At 48.2% G+C, this 16,402-nt stretch carries 14 protein-coding genes; 10 read left to right on the top strand and 4 right to left on the bottom strand.

Going from position 1 to position 16,402, the window contains the following annotated elements; genetic code table 11:
- Positions 1-25 precede the first annotated feature (25 nt).
- Positions 26-442: an FHA domain-containing protein gene (locus AB3R30_RS11155; protein WP_458649255.1), complete on the top strand. Its 417-nt coding sequence runs from the start codon at positions 26-28 to the stop codon at positions 440-442.
- On the opposite strand, the gene AB3R30_RS11150 is transcribed toward AB3R30_RS11155, so the two are convergent.
- Both AB3R30_RS11150 and AB3R30_RS11145 read right to left on the bottom strand, forming a co-directional pair.
- Complete coding sequence (locus tag AB3R30_RS11150) at positions 439-1,935, bottom strand: aminotransferase class I/II-fold pyridoxal phosphate-dependent enzyme (RefSeq protein ID WP_458649254.1); 1,497 nt, start codon at positions 1,933-1,935, stop codon at positions 439-441. The two genes, AB3R30_RS11155 and AB3R30_RS11150, sit on opposite strands and share 4 nt — an antisense overlap.
- Positions 1,936-1,944: 9 nt before the next feature.
- Positions 1,945-4,782: a GAF domain-containing protein gene (locus AB3R30_RS11145; protein WP_458649274.1), complete on the bottom strand. Its 2,838-nt coding sequence runs from the start codon at positions 4,780-4,782 to the stop codon at positions 1,945-1,947.
- 55 nt (positions 4,783-4,837) lie between these two features.
- On the opposite strand from AB3R30_RS11145, the gene AB3R30_RS11140 reads away from it, so the two are divergent.
- The 3 genes from AB3R30_RS11140 (at position 4,838) to ychF (ending at position 7,477) form a co-directional block, all read left to right on the top strand.
- Entirely contained in the window at positions 4,838-5,491 is a 654-nt protein-coding gene (locus tag AB3R30_RS11140; protein WP_458649253.1) for a WD40 repeat domain-containing protein, read from the top strand.
- Entirely contained in the window at positions 5,439-6,044 is a 606-nt protein-coding gene (locus AB3R30_RS11135) for a WD40 repeat domain-containing protein (protein WP_458649273.1), read from the top strand. Before AB3R30_RS11140 ends, AB3R30_RS11135 begins: the two co-directional genes overlap by 53 nt.
- A 341-nt stretch (positions 6,045-6,385) precedes the next feature.
- Positions 6,386-7,477 (top strand): redox-regulated ATPase YchF, encoded by a 1,092-nt coding sequence (ychF, locus tag AB3R30_RS11130; RefSeq protein ID WP_458649252.1) that lies wholly within the window; start codon positions 6,386-6,388, stop codon positions 7,475-7,477.
- A gap of 256 nt (positions 7,478-7,733) precedes the next feature.
- Here ychF and AB3R30_RS11125 read toward each other — a convergent pair whose 3' ends face one another.
- Positions 7,734-7,970, bottom strand: coding sequence for a type II toxin-antitoxin system HicB family antitoxin (locus tag AB3R30_RS11125; protein ID WP_458649251.1), 237 nt, complete (start codon positions 7,968-7,970; stop codon positions 7,734-7,736).
- Positions 7,971-8,209: 239 nt separating this feature from the next.
- Between AB3R30_RS11125 and AB3R30_RS11120 the strand changes: the two genes are divergently transcribed.
- From AB3R30_RS11120 to AB3R30_RS11100, 5 genes are read left to right on the top strand one after another with little or no spacing between them, the layout of a single operon-like run.
- A complete protein-coding gene (locus AB3R30_RS11120; protein ID WP_458649250.1) occupies positions 8,210-9,175 on the top strand; it encodes a hypothetical protein in 966 nt (321 codons plus the stop codon).
- 23 nt (positions 9,176-9,198) lie between these two features.
- Complete coding sequence (locus AB3R30_RS11115) at positions 9,199-10,542, top strand: UDP-glucose dehydrogenase family protein (protein ID WP_458649249.1); 1,344 nt, start codon at positions 9,199-9,201, stop codon at positions 10,540-10,542.
- Between the two features lie 42 nt (positions 10,543-10,584).
- A complete protein-coding gene (locus AB3R30_RS11110) occupies positions 10,585-11,568 on the top strand; it encodes an NAD-dependent epimerase/dehydratase family protein (RefSeq protein WP_458649248.1) in 984 nt (327 codons plus the stop codon).
- Positions 11,565-12,467, top strand: coding sequence for a glycosyltransferase family 2 protein (locus AB3R30_RS11105; protein WP_458649247.1), 903 nt, complete (start codon positions 11,565-11,567; stop codon positions 12,465-12,467). Before AB3R30_RS11110 ends, AB3R30_RS11105 begins: the two co-directional genes overlap by 4 nt.
- 47 nt (positions 12,468-12,514) lie before the next feature.
- Positions 12,515-14,299: a glycosyltransferase family 2 protein gene (locus tag AB3R30_RS11100; protein ID WP_458649246.1), complete on the top strand. Its 1,785-nt coding sequence runs from the start codon at positions 12,515-12,517 to the stop codon at positions 14,297-14,299.
- A 297-nt stretch (positions 14,300-14,596) separates the two neighbouring features.
- Here the strand turns inward: AB3R30_RS11100 and AB3R30_RS11095 are convergent, their stop codons facing one another.
- On the bottom strand, positions 14,597-15,058 hold the full coding sequence (locus tag AB3R30_RS11095; protein ID WP_458649245.1) for a hypothetical protein: 462 nt from the start codon (positions 15,056-15,058) through the stop codon (positions 14,597-14,599).
- A 231-nt stretch (positions 15,059-15,289) separates the two neighbouring features.
- On the opposite strand from AB3R30_RS11095, the gene AB3R30_RS11090 reads away from it, so the two are divergent.
- Positions 15,290-16,390: an AI-2E family transporter gene (locus AB3R30_RS11090; RefSeq protein WP_458649244.1), complete on the top strand. Its 1,101-nt coding sequence runs from the start codon at positions 15,290-15,292 to the stop codon at positions 16,388-16,390.
- Positions 16,391-16,402 lie beyond the last annotated feature (12 nt).

The raw sequence follows: 16,402 nt of genomic DNA, 5'->3' as shown, positions 1-16,402 counted from the left end.
CTTTCGTTAAGTTGCCTGCTAAATAATGTTTCTAGACGCTAAGCATGTATTGATTGTTGAAGACGATCAGGGACGTAAAGAACATATTCTTGATGCGCCAATTTATTCGATCGGCAGAGATCCAAACTGCGATATTCGTTTAGCCTCTCAGTTTGTTTCGCGTCGTCATGCAACGTTGGTGCAACTTCCTGGCGATGACGGAGAGTATCAGTATCGGATCGTGGATGGCGCTCCCAAGGGAAAACCGAGTTCTAATGGGTTGTTAGTGAACGGGCGAAAAGTGCAAGCCTACAATCTCAGAGATCGCGATGAAATTATGTTTGGTCCTAAAATTCATGCCACTTATCATCTACAGGAACAGGAAGCGGAACAAGCACGACCCCAAAACTACGATCAAACCGTTATCCCCATGGAGGATTGGGATAGTGGTGCAAAAGACTAAGCTTTGACGACTTTTAGAGTACCTAAACTCGGATCGGCGCAGCCGCTAATTATGCCGCCAGATGCCAAGATTTTTTGCAAGGACGCGATCGCCGCTTCAGTTACCAATTCTCCCGGAATCAGCGTGGGGATGCCCGGTGGATAGGGGCACACGAGTTCAGCGCTAATACGATTGATAGCACGGGCGATCGCCACGGTTTCTGTAGCAGCAAAAAACGCCTCACGGGGAGAAAGGGAAGAGAGGGAAGAGGGAAGAGGGAAAAGGGAATAGAAATTTTGAATTTTGAATTTTGAATTTTGAATTCTGCATTCCTGTTTTGCTAGCTGTTCAAAGGCGCTGATTAGCTGCTCAATGTCTGCGGCTGTGTTGCCGAGGCTGATGATGAAGGTGAGATGTTGCAGGGAGGGAAGCTCGGCAGTCACGCTCAATTGGGTGTTGAGAATTTCGTCTGCGGTGAAACCATGGATGCCCAAACCAGAAACCGTAACGGTGAGGCGGGTGGAGTCAAAATCAACAAATCCAGGGGTGGTGGCGTGGTGATGGCTCAAGGTTGCAAGGTTGGGAATCTGGCTAATCTGAGATCGTGCTTTTTCTGCCAGGTGTAAGGTGTGGCTCATGAGCGCTTCTCCCTGGGTTGCCATTTGCCACCGAGCCGCATCGAGAGACGCTAACAGTAAATAGCTAGGGCTAGTGGATTGCACCAAGGCAAGAGATTTGGAGAGGCGATCGCGATCGATTAAACTGCCTTGAACATGCACCATTGCGGCTTGGGTCAGGGCAGAGAGCGTTTTGTGAGTAGACTGCACCGCAACATCGGCATCCGCCTGCAATGCAGACATGGGTAAATCTGGATGAAACGCAAAGTGGGCACCATGGGCTTCATCGACAATCAGGGGAATGCCGTGATTGTGAGCAAGCTGGGCGATCGCGCTCACCTCTCCACAGGCACCGTAGTAAGTGGGCGACACCATCAGCACGGCTTTTGCGCTGGGATGGCTGGCTAAGGCAAGCTTCACCGCTGCGGGAGTAATGCAATGAGCGATATCCAGCGCTGCATCATAGTCGGGTTGGATGAACACCGGGATCGCCCCCGATAAAATCAGCCCGGAAATGACAGATTGATGCACATTGCGCGGCAAAATCAGGATGTCTCCTGGATTGCAGGTCGCTAAAATTGCTGCAATCACTGCACTGGTGGAACCATTCGCCAAAAACCAAGTGCGATCGCCGCCAAATGCAGCCGCTGCAAGTTCCTGTGCTGCCAAAATCACGCCTTCGGGCGCAAATAAATTGTCTAGTTCTGGCAGTTCTGGCAAATCTGCTCGAAAAACTTGTTTTCCTAGTAGATCCTTCAAGGATGCTGGAATACTTTGTCCGCGCTTATGTCCGGGTGTATAAAAGGGAGCGTTGAGGCGATCGCTGCATTGTTGTAGGGCATTGACCAACGGCATCTCTGCCTGAGAGTGGTGAATCGTGTGGTTTTCAGTGTCCATCCGGCTGTTCTAAGATTTTTTGGAAAGGGTTGGCTGAATCAGCGTCAGTACGCGATCGAACTGGTAGTTCTCAATCAAATTGGTAAAGGTTTGAATCAAAGAACGATGTTCAGGAGGAATTTGGGCAATCAATTTAAGACTGAGAGAATCGCTGCCTTGAGTTGCAGCAAGGCAAAGCTGGGCAACCCATTCGGCTGGCATGATGGTAGAAATATCCAAGCTGAAAGAGGGATCGGGAGGCATTGAGGTGAAAACTGTTTCTGCCGCGATCGCGGTATCCAAGTTCTGTAACCCCAAATGTTGACATAGGGTATTCAGCAATTTTTCGCGGCGGAAGGGTTTACTAACAAAATCATCACAGCCTGCGGCAAAACTGTCTTGTCGTTGTTCGTTAAAAGCGCTAGCTGTGAGAGCAATAATTTTAGTCGGGGTTAGAGGTTGAGAGCTAGGAATCTCTCTTGCTTGTTCCCTTTTCCCTATTTCCTTTTCCCTCGCACGAATGCGCCGGGTGGCTTCATAACCATCGACGATCGGCATATGCATATCCATAAAGATCAGATGGGGCTGCCACTGTTCCCAGAGATCGATCGCCACCTGTCCGTTTTCTGCTTCCTGGATCTCAAAGCCTATCTCACTCAAAAGTTTGTTCAATAACAACCGATTAACCGAACTATCTTCAGCAATCAGAATGCGGTGATTACTCGGTTGGGGCGCACTCTTGATGGAAGGGTCAGGCGGCAAGGAGGGGGTAGTTGGTGTGATGGAGGCGGAGTGCGATCGCGCTACTTGAATCTGGAAAGCAAAACAACTGCCTCTACCCAGTTCAGTCTGCACCGTAATCTCGCCCCCCATCAACTGCACAAATCGCTGGCTAATTCGTAATCCTAAACCCGTTCCTTCTTGAGATTTTTGTCCCGATTGAGTTTGCTTAAAGGCTTGAAACAAATCGCCTAGTTCCTCTGCGGCAATTCCAGATCCCGTATCTTCTACTTCAAAGAGTAGGGAGAAGGCAGAGTCGGTGAGATTCTCCGCACCTTTGCCCTGCACCCTTTTCACCCTGAGCGTGACCCTGCCCATGTCCGTAAACTTAATTGCATTCCCTAATAGATTAATCAAGACCTGGCGCAGTTTGTTTTCATCAGTTTTGATAGATTCCGGGATTGTGGCATCCCAATCAAACTGGAGTTGCAACCCTTTCGATTGCGCCTTCAGTTGCAACATGTCTTCCAAACTCTGCAACAGAGTGTGCAGGTCACAGTCCGTTTCGTGCAGGGTCACTCGTCCCGCTTCAATCTTGGACATCTCTAAAACATCATTGATCAACCCCAACAGATGCTCACCGCTCTGGTTGACAATTTCGACGGAGCGATGATGGTCTGTGCTGAGAGAAGGATCTCGCTGCATCAACTGGGTAAAGCCCAAAATGGCATTGAGGGGAGTGCGAAGTTCGTGGCTCATGTTTGCCAAAAATTCGCTTTTTGCCCGATTTGCCGCATCAGCCGTTTCTTTGGCGTGTTTCAATGCGGTTGCCTGGTGTTGCGTTTGCGCGAATAGCTCTGCCTGCTGCACGGCAACCCCAAGCTGATTGCCAATTTGAGACACTATTTGAATTTCGGCGACCTGCCATTGCCGGGGTGCCGCATTTTGATAGGTGGCAAGCAATCCCCATAACTGGTTGCCGCAGAAGATGGGCACGATGATGTAGGCGCGGGCTTGTAGCGATTCTAATAATTCCAGATAGCATGGATCGAACCCTTGTTGATAGATATCGGTGACACAGCAGTAGTTTGATTTTTGGCGATATAGTCCTCCTTGATTTTCCTGCAAGTAAGTATCTCGAATGATGACTTCGGTATCATTAAACTGTTTGACAATGCAGTTACCCTGATCGACCGTTCCCTGGTTTAACTGCACATTTTCGACCCGAACCGGAAGGATGGCATTCCAGAGATCGCCTACCGATTCTGCAACAAATTGTCCACTCCAATCGGCATTGAATTGATAGATCAAGGCGCGATCGCAGCTAATCGCTTGCCGCAATTCTTCCGTGGTTGTGAAGAAAATGGTTTCCAGTTCTAGGGTTGCTCGCATTCGTTGCAGCACCCGTGCCGCTGCCCGTTCTCGTTCGGCAGTGCGGCGGAGTTCGATTTCTGCCAGCTTGCGATCGATTCCCACGGCGATCTCGCTGGCAACCGATGCCATTTCTGTTAGGGTTCTCTCAGGCAGGGCATACCGGGCAAAAATTGCCATCACACCCAGCAATCGATTTTTGATGATTAAGGGATATCCCGCAAAAGCAACCATGCCCTCTCGTTTTGCCCATTCCTGATCGCCCACACGGGGATCGATCGTGACCTGATTGGTCAGATGCGGCTGTTGATGTTGGGCGATCCAGCCAATTTTGAACTGTCCGACGGGAATGTGGCTATGGCTGCCGTCAATGTGGGTATACATCCCAGCGCTTGCCTGCAAGATTAGCACCGGTTCAGAGTCGTCCAATGTCCAAATTCGGGCAAACGCAGCCTCTAGATGTTCATGGAGGGCGATCGCACAACGGTTGAGCATATCTTGCAGAGAGTCGCCTTGGGTTAATGCCGTGCCGATCGCGGCTCTCAGTGCCGCTAGCTTCATTTGCTGCGCCTGCTCTGCCTCTGCCTGCCGCCGCTCTGTGATGTCGTAAATCATGCTGAGGAGACAGGGTTTCCCCTGAAGCTCAATCTTCTCAAAGGAAGACATGCCATATCGAGTTTCGCCAGAGCGAATGCAAAAAGGAGCATCCAGTTGGACTGATTGCTGGTGCTGCAATGCCTGAATCAGTCGATCGCGATCGGCTGGATTTGCCCAAATTTGTAACTCTGCCGAGGTGCGTCCAATCGTTTCTGCGCGACTGTAGCCAAACAGGGTGAGGGGACATAGGGCGGCTGTTTTGGCGGTTGACTTTAGCCCCGATGGTCAGCAGATCGCCACCGCCGGAGTGGATGGCACGATCAAACTGTGGCAACCCGATGGCAGACTGCTTCAGACGTTGAGGGGACATACCGCCCTGATTCGCTCAGTCAAATTTAGCCCCGATGGTTTGCTGTTTGCCACCGCCGGAGATGACAAAACCATCAAACTGTGGCGGCGAGATGGCACCCTGATCAGGAGCATTCAAACCCATACTGCGGGAGTGTGGAGCATCGACTTTAGTCCCGATGGAGCGACCTTGATCTCCGGGGGAAACGATCGCTCGGTGGAACTGTGGAATCGCCAAGGAATATTGTTGATGACCCTTCCAGGAAAGCAATCCGTCATTCGAGTGGTTGCCTATAGCCCCGACGGTCAAACCATTGCTGCCGGAAATACCGACACGACGATTACGCTGTGGCACCCCGATGGAACTCGCCGCCAAGTATTAGAGGGACATGCAACGCCCGTCCATGCGATCGCCTTCACCCGATGGTCGCACCCTGGTTTCCGGCAGTTCCGATGGCACCATCAAACTGTGAAACCCAGAAGGCACACTGCTGAAGACAATTCAAGGGCACGATACGGGCATTTGGAGCTTAGAGTTTAGCGCCAACGGTAAAATATTTGCCTCCGGCAGCCGAGACAAAACCGTCAAGCTATGGAAACCCGATGGAGCATTACTGACGCCGCTTCAAGGACATGATGCCGCTGTTTGGGATGTGGCTTTCAGCCCGGATAGTCGCGCGATCGCCTCCGCTGGAGCCGACAATACCACCCTTTTGTGGAAAACTGAGAACGCCTTCCAACGCACCATTCATGGATTAACCAACATCACGCTCAAGCTTTTATTCAGCAAAGATGGCGCGATTATTGCTGCTGCCGGAAATGACAAAACTCTCAAACTCTGGCACCTCGACGGTACACCACTTCGGACAATCAACGCTCACGATGTCGCTGCTGGGAGAATTGACCTCAGCCCGGATGGCAGCACTCTCGCCTCGGTGAGTGAAGATAAAACCCTCAAACTCTGGCACTTGGATGGCACTCTACAACGGGTGTTCAAAGATGCAACTACTGCCCTAATTTCAGTTGCTTTCATCCGCGTCGCCCCATCCTTGCCTCAGCCGGAGATGACCAAACCATCATCTTTTGGAATTTAGAGCAAATCCTGCATCTCAAGCCGCTAGAGTATGCCTGCGGTTGGATAAGGGACTACTTGCGGACAAATGGGGCGGTAGAGCAGACGGATTCTGCACTGTGCAAAGTTTTTTATCTTGAGGCAAACGGTTTTGAGTTTTGAGTTTTGAGTTTTGAGTTTTGAGTGTCTCCGTAGGAGATATTTTGAGTTTTGAGTTCCAAGGCAAAGAAGTATTGCGTTTTCAGATAATCGCCCGTCAGGTTTCAGTTTGAAACGGGTGTTGTGTTTTTTCTGTTCTCCAACATCTGTCACAAACCGATACAATTGAAGGCTGTTCTACTAGCGCGATCGCTTAGGTGAGTTATGCTTCAAGCCGGGATTGTTGGGTTGCCAAACGTTGGAAAATCCACTCTATTTAACGCCCTGGTTGCCAATGCCAAGGCGCAAGCTGCCAATTTTCCATTCTGCACGATCGAACCCAATGTGGGTATTGTTGCCGTACCCGATGAACGCCTGCCCATCTTGGCAAAAATCGCTGCCTCTGCCGAGATTATTCCGACGCGGGTCGAATTTGTCGATATTGCTGGATTGGTCAAGGGTGCCAGTAAAGGGGAAGGATTGGGTAATCAGTTCCTAGCCAATATTCGCGAAGTGGATGCGATCGCCCATGTGGTGCGCTGCTTTGAAGACGATGACATTATTCACGTTTCCGGCTCCATCGACCCAATCCGCGATATTGAAATCATTAACTTAGAACTAGCGCTGGCAGATTTAGGGCAAATTGAAAAAAGACTCGATCGCGCCAAAAAACAAGCCCGTGGCAACAAAGAACTCCAGATTGAAGTGGATGCCCTAGAAAAGCTAATGCCCGTACTCAACGAAGGCAAACCCGCGCGTCAGGTTAGCCTCACGGAAGAAGAAGCGATCGCTGTCAAAGCATTAGGATTGCTGACCCAAAAACCCGTAATCTATGCTGCCAATGTCTCAGAAGATGACTTGGCAACGGGTAACCCTTGGGTAGACCAGGTGAAAGCACTCGCCGCCCAAGAAAATGCTCAAGTGGTAATTGTCTCTGCCCAAGTGGAATCGGAATTGGTAGAACTGCCAGAAGACGAACGCGCTGATTTTCTGGAATCCTTGGGTGTTCAGGAAGGCGGACTAAAATCCCTGATTCGTGCCACCTACGATTTGCTAGGACTCCGCACCTACTTCACCGTGGGACCAAAGGAAGCCCGCGCCTGGACAATTACTGCTGGCATGGTTGCACCTCAAGCCGCTGGCGTGATCCACACCGATTTTGAACGCTGCTTCATCCGGGCTGAAACCGTCGCCTACGATGACCTGATCGCTGCGGGTTCTAAGCCTGCGGCAAAGGAAAAAGGGCTGGTTCGCAGTGAAGGAAAAGAATACGTCGTTAAAGAAGGGGATGTCATCCTGTTTCACACCAGTGCTTAGAGATGCGATCGCGTCTCAGTGAATCCACTAACCATTCCTCAACCCTATTTCTCCGCTAAAAACTCATCCACAGTCAATTCTGCTTGACAAATTAAGACACGAAGTAATCTAGGCGCTAGCTCACGATGATTAGGAACCGAGAGCGTTGGCTTAGTTTCATACTATTCATACTAAAGGATCATGTGGCTCCCTGTTTGATGATCCAGCACATACCCAAAATTCTCAAAAATTTTGGCGGCTTTCTTCCCCGAAATGTTTAGATAAGCGATCCATCAAACGGCAACCTCACCGAGGAAAATATCCAGATCAACAGACTGAATCGGTTTACCGTGTTTCTCTTGGACATAATTAAGTAGCCTTTGATGGCATCACGGATATTTGCAATGGCTTCATCCAATGTTTTGCCTTGGCTCAAACAACCTGGCAATGCAGGCACTTCCGCCACATAGCCTTGATACTCTGGGTCAAAGATAAAAAGCACTTGAAATTTCATTCAACTTTCTCCGCTTTTCAATTTTGGCGATCGCTAGCCCAGTCTATCTTCTATTTTCTTCTGCCCGTTTTGCAATTCTTGCGGATCTAATCTACTCACGGGCGAATAGAGAAGTAAATTAATCCAGTTACGATTAGGAGCTTTTCGGCAACTAGGGCATAATCTGAACATATAGGGGTTTCATTTTGCTTTAGTCTGGCTAATGTGTGAGTGGTGTTGTGTAGTGAACGGCAAATTGAATGCTGACGTTGTTTGCGATTCCCAAAGGTTTTCGTGGAGAGTTTGATAAAATTCAACGGAATGCTATTACTAGCTGGACGTTGCTGGAGCCAAAACCTGAAATTATTCTGCTGGGGAATGATGAGGGAACTGCCGAAGTTGCCCAAGAATTTGGGGTTAAACATGTTTCAGATGTGGAGCGTAATGAACAAGGAACCCCCTTATTGAGTTCTTTGTTTGAGATTGCTCAACGGGTGGGCACTGGATCGCTTTTTGCCTATGTCAATGCAGATATTATCTTGTTGAATGATTTTATGGAGACCATTCAGCAGATCCCGTTTCAGCGATTTATGCTAACGGGACAACGCTGGAATTTAGATTTTGATGAGGCGATCGCTCCTGATTTTGGCTGGGCAGAGCAGTTACGCCAGCGTGCCATGACGCTAGGTCGATTAGAAGGCTCCCAGGCAATGGATTACTTTGTTTTTACGCCGAATACCTATACAGATGTTCCCCCTTTTGCGATTGGGCGGTTGTGTTGGGATAATTGGATGCTTTACAAAGCCTTGAATCTCAACATTCCTTTAATAGACGCAACCCTGTCCATTGTGGCAGTGCATCAAAATCACGATTACAATCATCATCCCAACGGCAAAAAAGGGGTATTTTTAGGAGAGGAAGCTCAGCATAATTTGCAGCTACTAGGCGGCGAACACCATACCTACTTCATGCTAGATTTGGCAGACTGGCAAATAACCCCTCAAGGATTGCAGAAACCTTTGTTGAATTGGAAACGTCTCGATCGCAGGCTAGATATGCTGTCTTTGGCACGTCCAAAATTTAGATTAGTGTACAGAACGCTGCTGAGTCTTCTACGTTCTGGAGATCAATTGAGTACGGTTCCCCCAAAACTACTGGGAATTCCTGCTAGAATCGTCTCCAGATTAAAAGGATTAAGGCGAAGCAAACCTTCATCTTTTGAGTAAGTTGCAGTGAGGAGTGTGGGTAAGTGGCGGAGAACCGTATTGTTTCCGTAGTGGGTCTGGGTAAGTTGGGTGTGCCGATGGTCGCTTGTCTTGCTGAAAAGGGTTTTACTGTGATTGGTGTAGATGTAAATCCAGTCGCAATTGACCAGGTTAATGCAGGAAAAGCTCCAGTGCAGGAGCCAGGTTTGGATGAAATGCTCTATCGAAATCGGGAGCATATTCGGGCGACTGCTGATTATGCGGATGCGATCGCCCAATCAGACGTAACGTTTATCATTGTTCCAACTCCCAGCGAAGCCGACGGTGGTTTCTCACTAAAATATATCCACGCAGTGCTTGACCCGATTGGCAAAAGCATTCGTCATAAAAACACCTTTCATCTGGTTGTGATTACCAGTACTGTGATGCCAGGGGCAACAGGTAGTGAAATCAAAGCGGCTTTAGAAACGGCTTCTGGTAAAACCTGTGGTGAAGGATTTGGGCTTTGCTATAGCCCTGAGTTTATTGCGTTGGGAAATGTCATCCATGACATGCTAAACCCCGATTTTATTTTGATCGGTGAATCTGATCCTAAGTCTGGCGCGATGCTAGAAGAGATTTATTTGCAGATGAGTAATGGCAACCCACCCGTTTCTCACATGAATTTGGTGAATGCGGAACTTGCGAAAATCTCGGTTAATACGTTTGTCACAACCAAGATTTCCTATGCCAATATGCTCAGCGAAATTTGTGAACGGATTCCTGGCGCAGATGTGGATGTGGTCACCAATGCGATCGGTCAAGATTCCCGCATCGGCAAAAAATATCTGAAAGGTGCAACCGGATATGGCGGTCCTTGCTTCCCGCGTGATAATGTTGCTTTTGGCGTGATCGCTCATTCGGTAGGTGCAAATCCTGCGATCGCCGTAGCAACCGACGAGATCAACCGCAACCAAGCCACTCGCCTAGCCAACCATTTGTTGCCCAAACTAACATCCACCTCCAAAGTTGGTATTTTAGGACTTTCCTATAAGCCCGACACAAATGTGATTGAGCAATCGCAAGGGTTAGCTTTGGCAAAAGAGTTACTGTCTCAAGGATTTTCAGTGGTTCTCTACGATCCATTAGCCTTAGAGAACGTCCAACAAATCCTAGGAGATCAGCCAGAGTATGCTGATTCTGCGAAGGATTGCGTTCAGCGAGTTGATGCCGTCGTCATCACCACGTCTTCTAAAGAGTTTCAAACGCTTGTACCAGAGGATTTTGTATCCAACAATAGTTCAGCTAAGCTTAAGCTACTGTTGGATTGTTGGCGGGTTTTAGACCGCAGCCAGTTTTCTCAGGTCTGTGAATACCTGGCGCTTGGAGTCGGTTCAACAACTGTTTAATCAAATTCATTGAAATTGTGAGTGTAGTGAGGAGTGCCCAACATGATTGTAGTCTGTGGTGCGGGTGGTTTTATTGGTGGACATTTGGTTCAAGCTTTACTAAAGCAGGGCGATCGCCCAGTTCGAGCCGTTGATATAAAACCCTTAGACGAGTGGTATCAAGTGTCTGCCGAAGCAGATAATTTGCAGCTTGACCTATCCGAAAAAGTTGCTTGTGAACGGGCGCTTTATGGGGCAAGCGAAGTGTATAACTTAGCGGCTGACATGGGCGGCATGGGCTTTATCGAGAACAACAAAGCCCTCTGTATGTTGACTGTTTTGATCAACACACATCTGCTGATGGCAGCCCAAAAATTTGGAGTTAAGCGATTTTTCTTCTCATCTTCCGCTTGTATTTATCCTGCCTATCGTCAAACAACGCCCGATGTAGTGGCATTAAAAGAGTCAGATGCCTATCCCGCCATGCCCGAAGATGGATATGGATGGGAAAAGCTGTTTAGTGAGCGCATGTGCCGTCACTACACTGAAGACTTTGGACTGATCACCCGGATTGTCCGTTATCACAATGTCTATGGGCCTGACGGCACCTATGACGGCGGTCGCGAGAAAGCTCCTGCTGCGATTTGCCGCAAGGTGATTCAAGCGAAACTGGCTGGAACAAACGACATTGAAATTTGGGGTGATGGCAACCAGACGCGCAGTTTCATGTACATCGACGACTGTGTGAAAGGAACGCTGGATATTATGGCAAGCGCGATCGCCGAGCCGCTCAACTTAGGCAGTAGCCAATTGGTCACCATTAATCAACTGGTTGATATTGTGGAAGACATCGCCCAAATCAAGCTAAAACGCCGCTATAATCTCGCTGCACCGAAAGGGGTCAATGGTCGTAACAGTGATAACACCCTGATTCAAGACCTATTAGGCTGGCAGCCCGACATTCGATTAGAAGTGGGTATGGAAAAAACCTTCCGCTGGATTTATGATCAAATGACCAAAAAGCAAGTTCTTGTCAGCACCGTATGAGCAATTCGCCCCCTATTGTTTCGGTGATTATGCCCTGTTTCAACCAGGGTCAATTTATTGAAGAAGCAGTAGAAAGCGTAATTGCCCAGACTTTCACGCCCGTTGAAATTATCATCATCAACGATGGTTCAACCGATATAGAAACGGTTCGGCTGCTCAATCACTATCAGAAGCCGAACGTTTCTGTAATTCATACCGAAAATCGGGGTCCCTCTGCGGCGCGGAACGTGGGAATTCAACAGGCAGAAGGACACTATATTTTGCCTGTTGATGCCGATGATCGCATTGCTGCAACCTATCTGGAAAAAGCCGTTCCCATTTTGGCATCCCAGCCAGAAATCGGCATTGTCTATACCCAAGCCAAACTGTTTGGTGCAAAAACTGGCAGTTTTGATTTGCCTCCCTACCAATTTCCTGACATTTTGTTAGGGAATATGATCTTCAACTCCAGCCTTTATCGCAAAGCCGATTGGGAAAAAGTGGGTGGCTACAACGAAAATATGGAGTATGGCTGGGAAGATTACGACTTTTGGCTCTCCATTCTGGAATTAGGTAGAGACGTGTTTCGCATTCCCGAAGTGCTTTATTATCACCGAGAAGTGGCACACTCTAGAAGTGAGCAGATGACCCAAGAACATTGGGTTAAAAGTTATGCTCAAATCTTTAAAAATCATCCTCAACTTTACGCTGATCACATTGATATTTTATTTAGAGAGCTTGTTGAACTCAGAGAGAATGTGCATCAGACCCACAGCCGACTGCACACAACTCAAAGTCGCTTGAACACTGTTGTTTCGACTGTGCAAAGCAGCAAAACTTGGAAAGTGAGGAAGCGTTGGCTAAAACTAAAACAGTGGCTAGGAATGACGGTGGATGTGGGTGACTCATTGCTCTCTTAGCTGCATCGAATTTGTGAGCAAGTTTTTGATAGATAGGATTTAGAACGGTGCCGTCCACCATTGTGAGAAAGTTCGGTAAGCTGCATCAAGTCTGGCAAGAGCGGGGGACTCGTGGATTTTTTCGCTTTGTGTCCGATCGCACGATCGCTCGTTTTCGCAAACGGCTCAACTATCAGCAGTGGATGGCGCGTCAAAAACTGACTCCAACCGATCTGGCAAATGCCGATTGCGAAATGGCACAGTGGCAGCATCGCCCCATTTTTTCGGTGATTATGCCTGTGTATAACGTTGAGGAAATTTGGCTAATCAAAGCGATCGAGTCGGTGCGAAATCAGATTTATCCGGATTGGGAGTTGTGCATTGCCGATGATGCCTCCAGCGCCGCCCACATTCAGCCCTTGCTCATTCACTACAGCAAGCTTGATCCTCGCATCAAAGTTGTTTTTCGAGCCGAAAACAGCAATATTGTCGCGACTAGCAACGCCGCCTTGGAACTGGCAACGGGTGACTATATTGCCTTGTTGGATCATGATGATGAGTTGGCGATCGATGCCTTGTTTGAAAACGCCAAGTTGATTAATCAACATCCCGAAGCCGACTTTATTTATAGCGACGAGGACAAAGTCAGTCCAGACGGCGATCGCCATGACCCATTCTTTAAGCCAGACTGGTCGCCTGATTATTTTCACTCCTGTATGTATACCTGCCATTTAGGGGTATACCGCAAGAGTTTAGTGTGGGCGATCGGGGGATTTCGGGTGGGATACGATGGCTCTCAGGATTATGACCTGGTGTTGCGTTTAGTGGAACAGACTCAGCAGATTTATCACATTTCCAAGATTCTCTATCACTGGCGAGTAATTCCAGCATCGGTTACCTCTAGCTCCGATGCAAAGCCCTGGGCATATGAGGCAGCGCGACGAGCATTGGAAGATATGCTGATTCGGAGTGACTATCCAGGGCGAGTGGAGGCAGGACCGCGTGAGGGATTTTATCGAATTCGGCGCGAAATTCAAGGAAATCCCTTGGTCAGCATTGTGATTCCCAGTGCGGGAAAAATATTGGCAGGAGCAAATCAATGCTTATTGGAGGCTTGTATTCAGAGCATTCGCGATCGCAGTTCCTATCGCAACATTGAAATAATTGTGGTGGATGGCTATGATTTGTCCGATCAAGTAGTGCAGGCGATCGCAGGCGATAATCTCCGCCTCGTGCGCTGTGCCAATTCCTTCAACTTCGCTCAGCGGATCAATTTAGGAGTTGCCCAAGCCCAAGGCGAATTCGTGCTGCTGCTTAACGATGACGTAGAAATTCTTACGCCAGACTGGATCGAATCCATGCTGGAATTTGCCCAGCAGCCAGAGATAGGAGCCGTTGGCGCGAAGTTGTTTTATTCAGACGGCACTTTGCAGCACATCGGCGTTATGGTGTTGGGCGGCAATCCAGGACACGCCTTTCACCAAGTTGCAGGCGACAATCCTGGTTATTTTCTATCTAACCTGGTCAATCGTAACTACTTGGCTGTCACCGCAGCCTGTTTAATGATGCGTCGCAGTTTATATCAAGAGTTGGGCGGCATGGATGAAGCGTTTCCACTCAATTACAACGATGTAGATTTATGCCTGAAAGCTCATCAAGCAGGCTATCGGCAAGTGGTGACTCCCTACGCGCAACTGGTGCATTATGAATCTGCAACTCGACAAGCAGGATTGCAACCCAAAGAATGGCAAACCCTAAACGATAAGTGGCAACCTTACTTTGAGCAGTTAAATCACAACGATCCGTATTACAGTCCCAACCTATCTAGGGATGAAGTGCTATTTGAGCTTTAATGAAAAAGCGGCGTTGCTGAACTAGATATGAAACTCGTAGGGGCAATCCCTTGTGGTTGCCCTTATCCCAGAAAGGGTCGGCACAAGGCGCTACCCCTACAAATGAAAATCATGTCTGCATTCAGCAATGTCGAAAAAGCAACTTTGCGTAAGGGCGTAGCAGTCGGCAGGCAGTCTTTCTTTAACTGAGTCGTCAAGCGATCGCCCGTAGCTCGCTTCCCGCAGGGTATGCCACGCCCCTACAGGTATCTATAAATCAACGGGAAATTTACAAGTAGCTGCTTTTTGCTGGTTGTCTTAAACGCTCAAAGCTGCTTTTAGTTTTGTCAAGCTGGCAGCTTCATTATCACTCACTTTGGTTGAGCCTGTCCCAAACAGTCCTTCGCCGGCTGCCTTTGCCACATGCTCAGCGGCAGTGTAGATGAATTGTTTGTACTCTTCTACTTCTGCTGGAGTTGCCTTTGCAGTGACGATCGCGACGGCTTCGTTAATCGCGCTCATTGCCGTATCAATCAAATTATCAGGAGTCATGCCTTCAGGCGCTTTTGGTGAGTTATTTTTAACGGCTTCTGCTGAAAACACCGACTGGACAATGCTGTTGTTGGGATAGTTTTTAGCAGCACCTACCACCTGTTGAGCTAAAGCTCCCGCTTCAAGGGCGGTTGAAACGATTCCTATATCGGCGATCGAGACTGCCATGCCTGCCAACGTTACCGCTTTAATCACGGCTGTGGTTTCTTCAGGAGTGTACAAACTCATTGGTTTTCCCCATTCAAATTCTACGAGTGCAGCATATCATCACAGTGAAGAGTATTGCAGCGTCCGATCGGCACAGATCTGTTATTTCTATCGGCTTTGTTGCATGAAACAAAGCCTAGCAAAAGTGCATTAAACGAGAGGCATAGTACAATCTGAACACTTCTCCCTTCTCAACACGTTTTCTCAACACTTCTACTTTCTGCTTGTTTGTAATGTCTATTGTCATTCACCATGCGCCCTCCCATTCTGTCTCCGCCTTCGTCTTCACTGTGGCAAACCCTGAATAACTCTAGCCTTGTGCGCTATGTTCTGCTGTTTATCAGCGGGTGGATTACGGTAATACTGATCAATTATTTTTATGGAACGATCGCCCTATTTACTGTCGCAGGTATTTTTGCGGTTCTCTTAAACTATCCAGTGATGTGGCTATCGCGCTACATTCCCAAAGGATGGGCGATTACCCTCGTATTCATTGGCGCGATCGTCCTACTGATGGGTTTAGTGACTGGCGTTGGGCTGCAAGTTTTGAGTCAAGGACAAAGCTTATTAGGCGACCTTAAAAATGGTTTCAAACAGCAAGATTTTCTACCATTCCAAGAGTTTCTCAACCAATTAAACCTCAGCAATGTAGTAACTACACTCCAAGCGGGTTTGACGAATGGACTTGGCATTGTGCGGAATGTATTTTCTAGCGTTTTTGTAGGGATTTTTGGGGCGGTCATCAGTTTATATATGCTGATTGATGGAGAAAAGCTATGGCGCTCATTTCTCAAGCGGCTTCCTGATACTTCTCGCGATCGCTTTGCCACAGTTTTTCGGCAGAGCTTCCTCGGATTCATTCGCGGACAACTGCTATTGATGTTGTTTCTCTCCACGACAACGCTGCTGATTTATCCGTTTTTGGGGGTAAACTATGCTCTAATTTTGGCGGTCATTATTGGACTCATTGATGCGATTCCGGGAATTGGAGCAACTCTTGGGGTGATCGTTGTCACCTTTCTAGTCTTTGCCTCTCAGGGGAGCGCGATCGCCTTAAGAGTACTAGCCGTTTCGATTGTCCTGATTCAAATTCAAGATAACTATATTCGCCCTAAAGTCATGGGAGATGCGCTGGAATTAAATCCGGTCATTCTGTTTTTGGCGCTATTTATTGGTGAGCGAGTGGCTGGATTATTGGGAGTATTTCTATCAATCCCGATCGCGGGCATGATTGCCCTTTGGATGCAGTCTATCCCAGAAAAAACACGACCACTCTTAGAAGAAATTTCGGTTGATGGGGTTGCTCCCGATGAAATTAAGGTAACTGGAGTTGAACCATCAGAAAAAGCTTAGGTTCTCTAGTTT

The organism is Sivoneniella epilithica UHCC 1019 (genome assembly GCF_040830845.1).
GTDB lineage: Bacteria > Cyanobacteriota > Cyanobacteriia > Leptolyngbyales > Leptolyngbyaceae > ULC077BIN1.
This window is presented reverse-complemented; position numbering and strand designations above follow the sequence as displayed.

What these genes read in the sequence shown, in the direction of transcription:
- AB3R30_RS11155 (WP_458649255.1), top strand. Translation starts at nt 26, where the DNA reads ATGTTTCTAGACGCTAAGCATGTATTGATTGTTGAAGACGATCAGGGA.
- AB3R30_RS11095 (WP_458649245.1), bottom strand. Translation starts at nt 15,058, where the DNA reads ATGAGTTTGTACACTCCTGAAGAAACCACAGCCGTGATTAAAGCGGTA.
- AB3R30_RS11090 (WP_458649244.1), top strand. Translation starts at nt 15,290, where the DNA reads ATGCGCCCTCCCATTCTGTCTCCGCCTTCGTCTTCACTGTGGCAAACC.
- AB3R30_RS11125 (WP_458649251.1), bottom strand. Translation starts at nt 7,970, where the DNA reads ATGAAATTTCAAGTGCTTTTTATCTTTGACCCAGAGTATCAAGGCTAT.
- AB3R30_RS11110 (WP_458649248.1), top strand. Translation starts at nt 10,585, where the DNA reads ATGATTGTAGTCTGTGGTGCGGGTGGTTTTATTGGTGGACATTTGGTT.
- AB3R30_RS11150 (WP_458649254.1), bottom strand. Translation starts at nt 1,935, where the DNA reads ATGGACACTGAAAACCACACGATTCACCACTCTCAGGCAGAGATGCCG.
- AB3R30_RS11105 (WP_458649247.1), top strand. Translation starts at nt 11,565, where the DNA reads ATGAGCAATTCGCCCCCTATTGTTTCGGTGATTATGCCCTGTTTCAAC.
- AB3R30_RS11120 (WP_458649250.1), top strand. Translation starts at nt 8,210, where the DNA reads ATGCTGACGTTGTTTGCGATTCCCAAAGGTTTTCGTGGAGAGTTTGAT.
- ychF (WP_458649252.1), top strand. Translation starts at nt 6,386, where the DNA reads ATGCTTCAAGCCGGGATTGTTGGGTTGCCAAACGTTGGAAAATCCACT.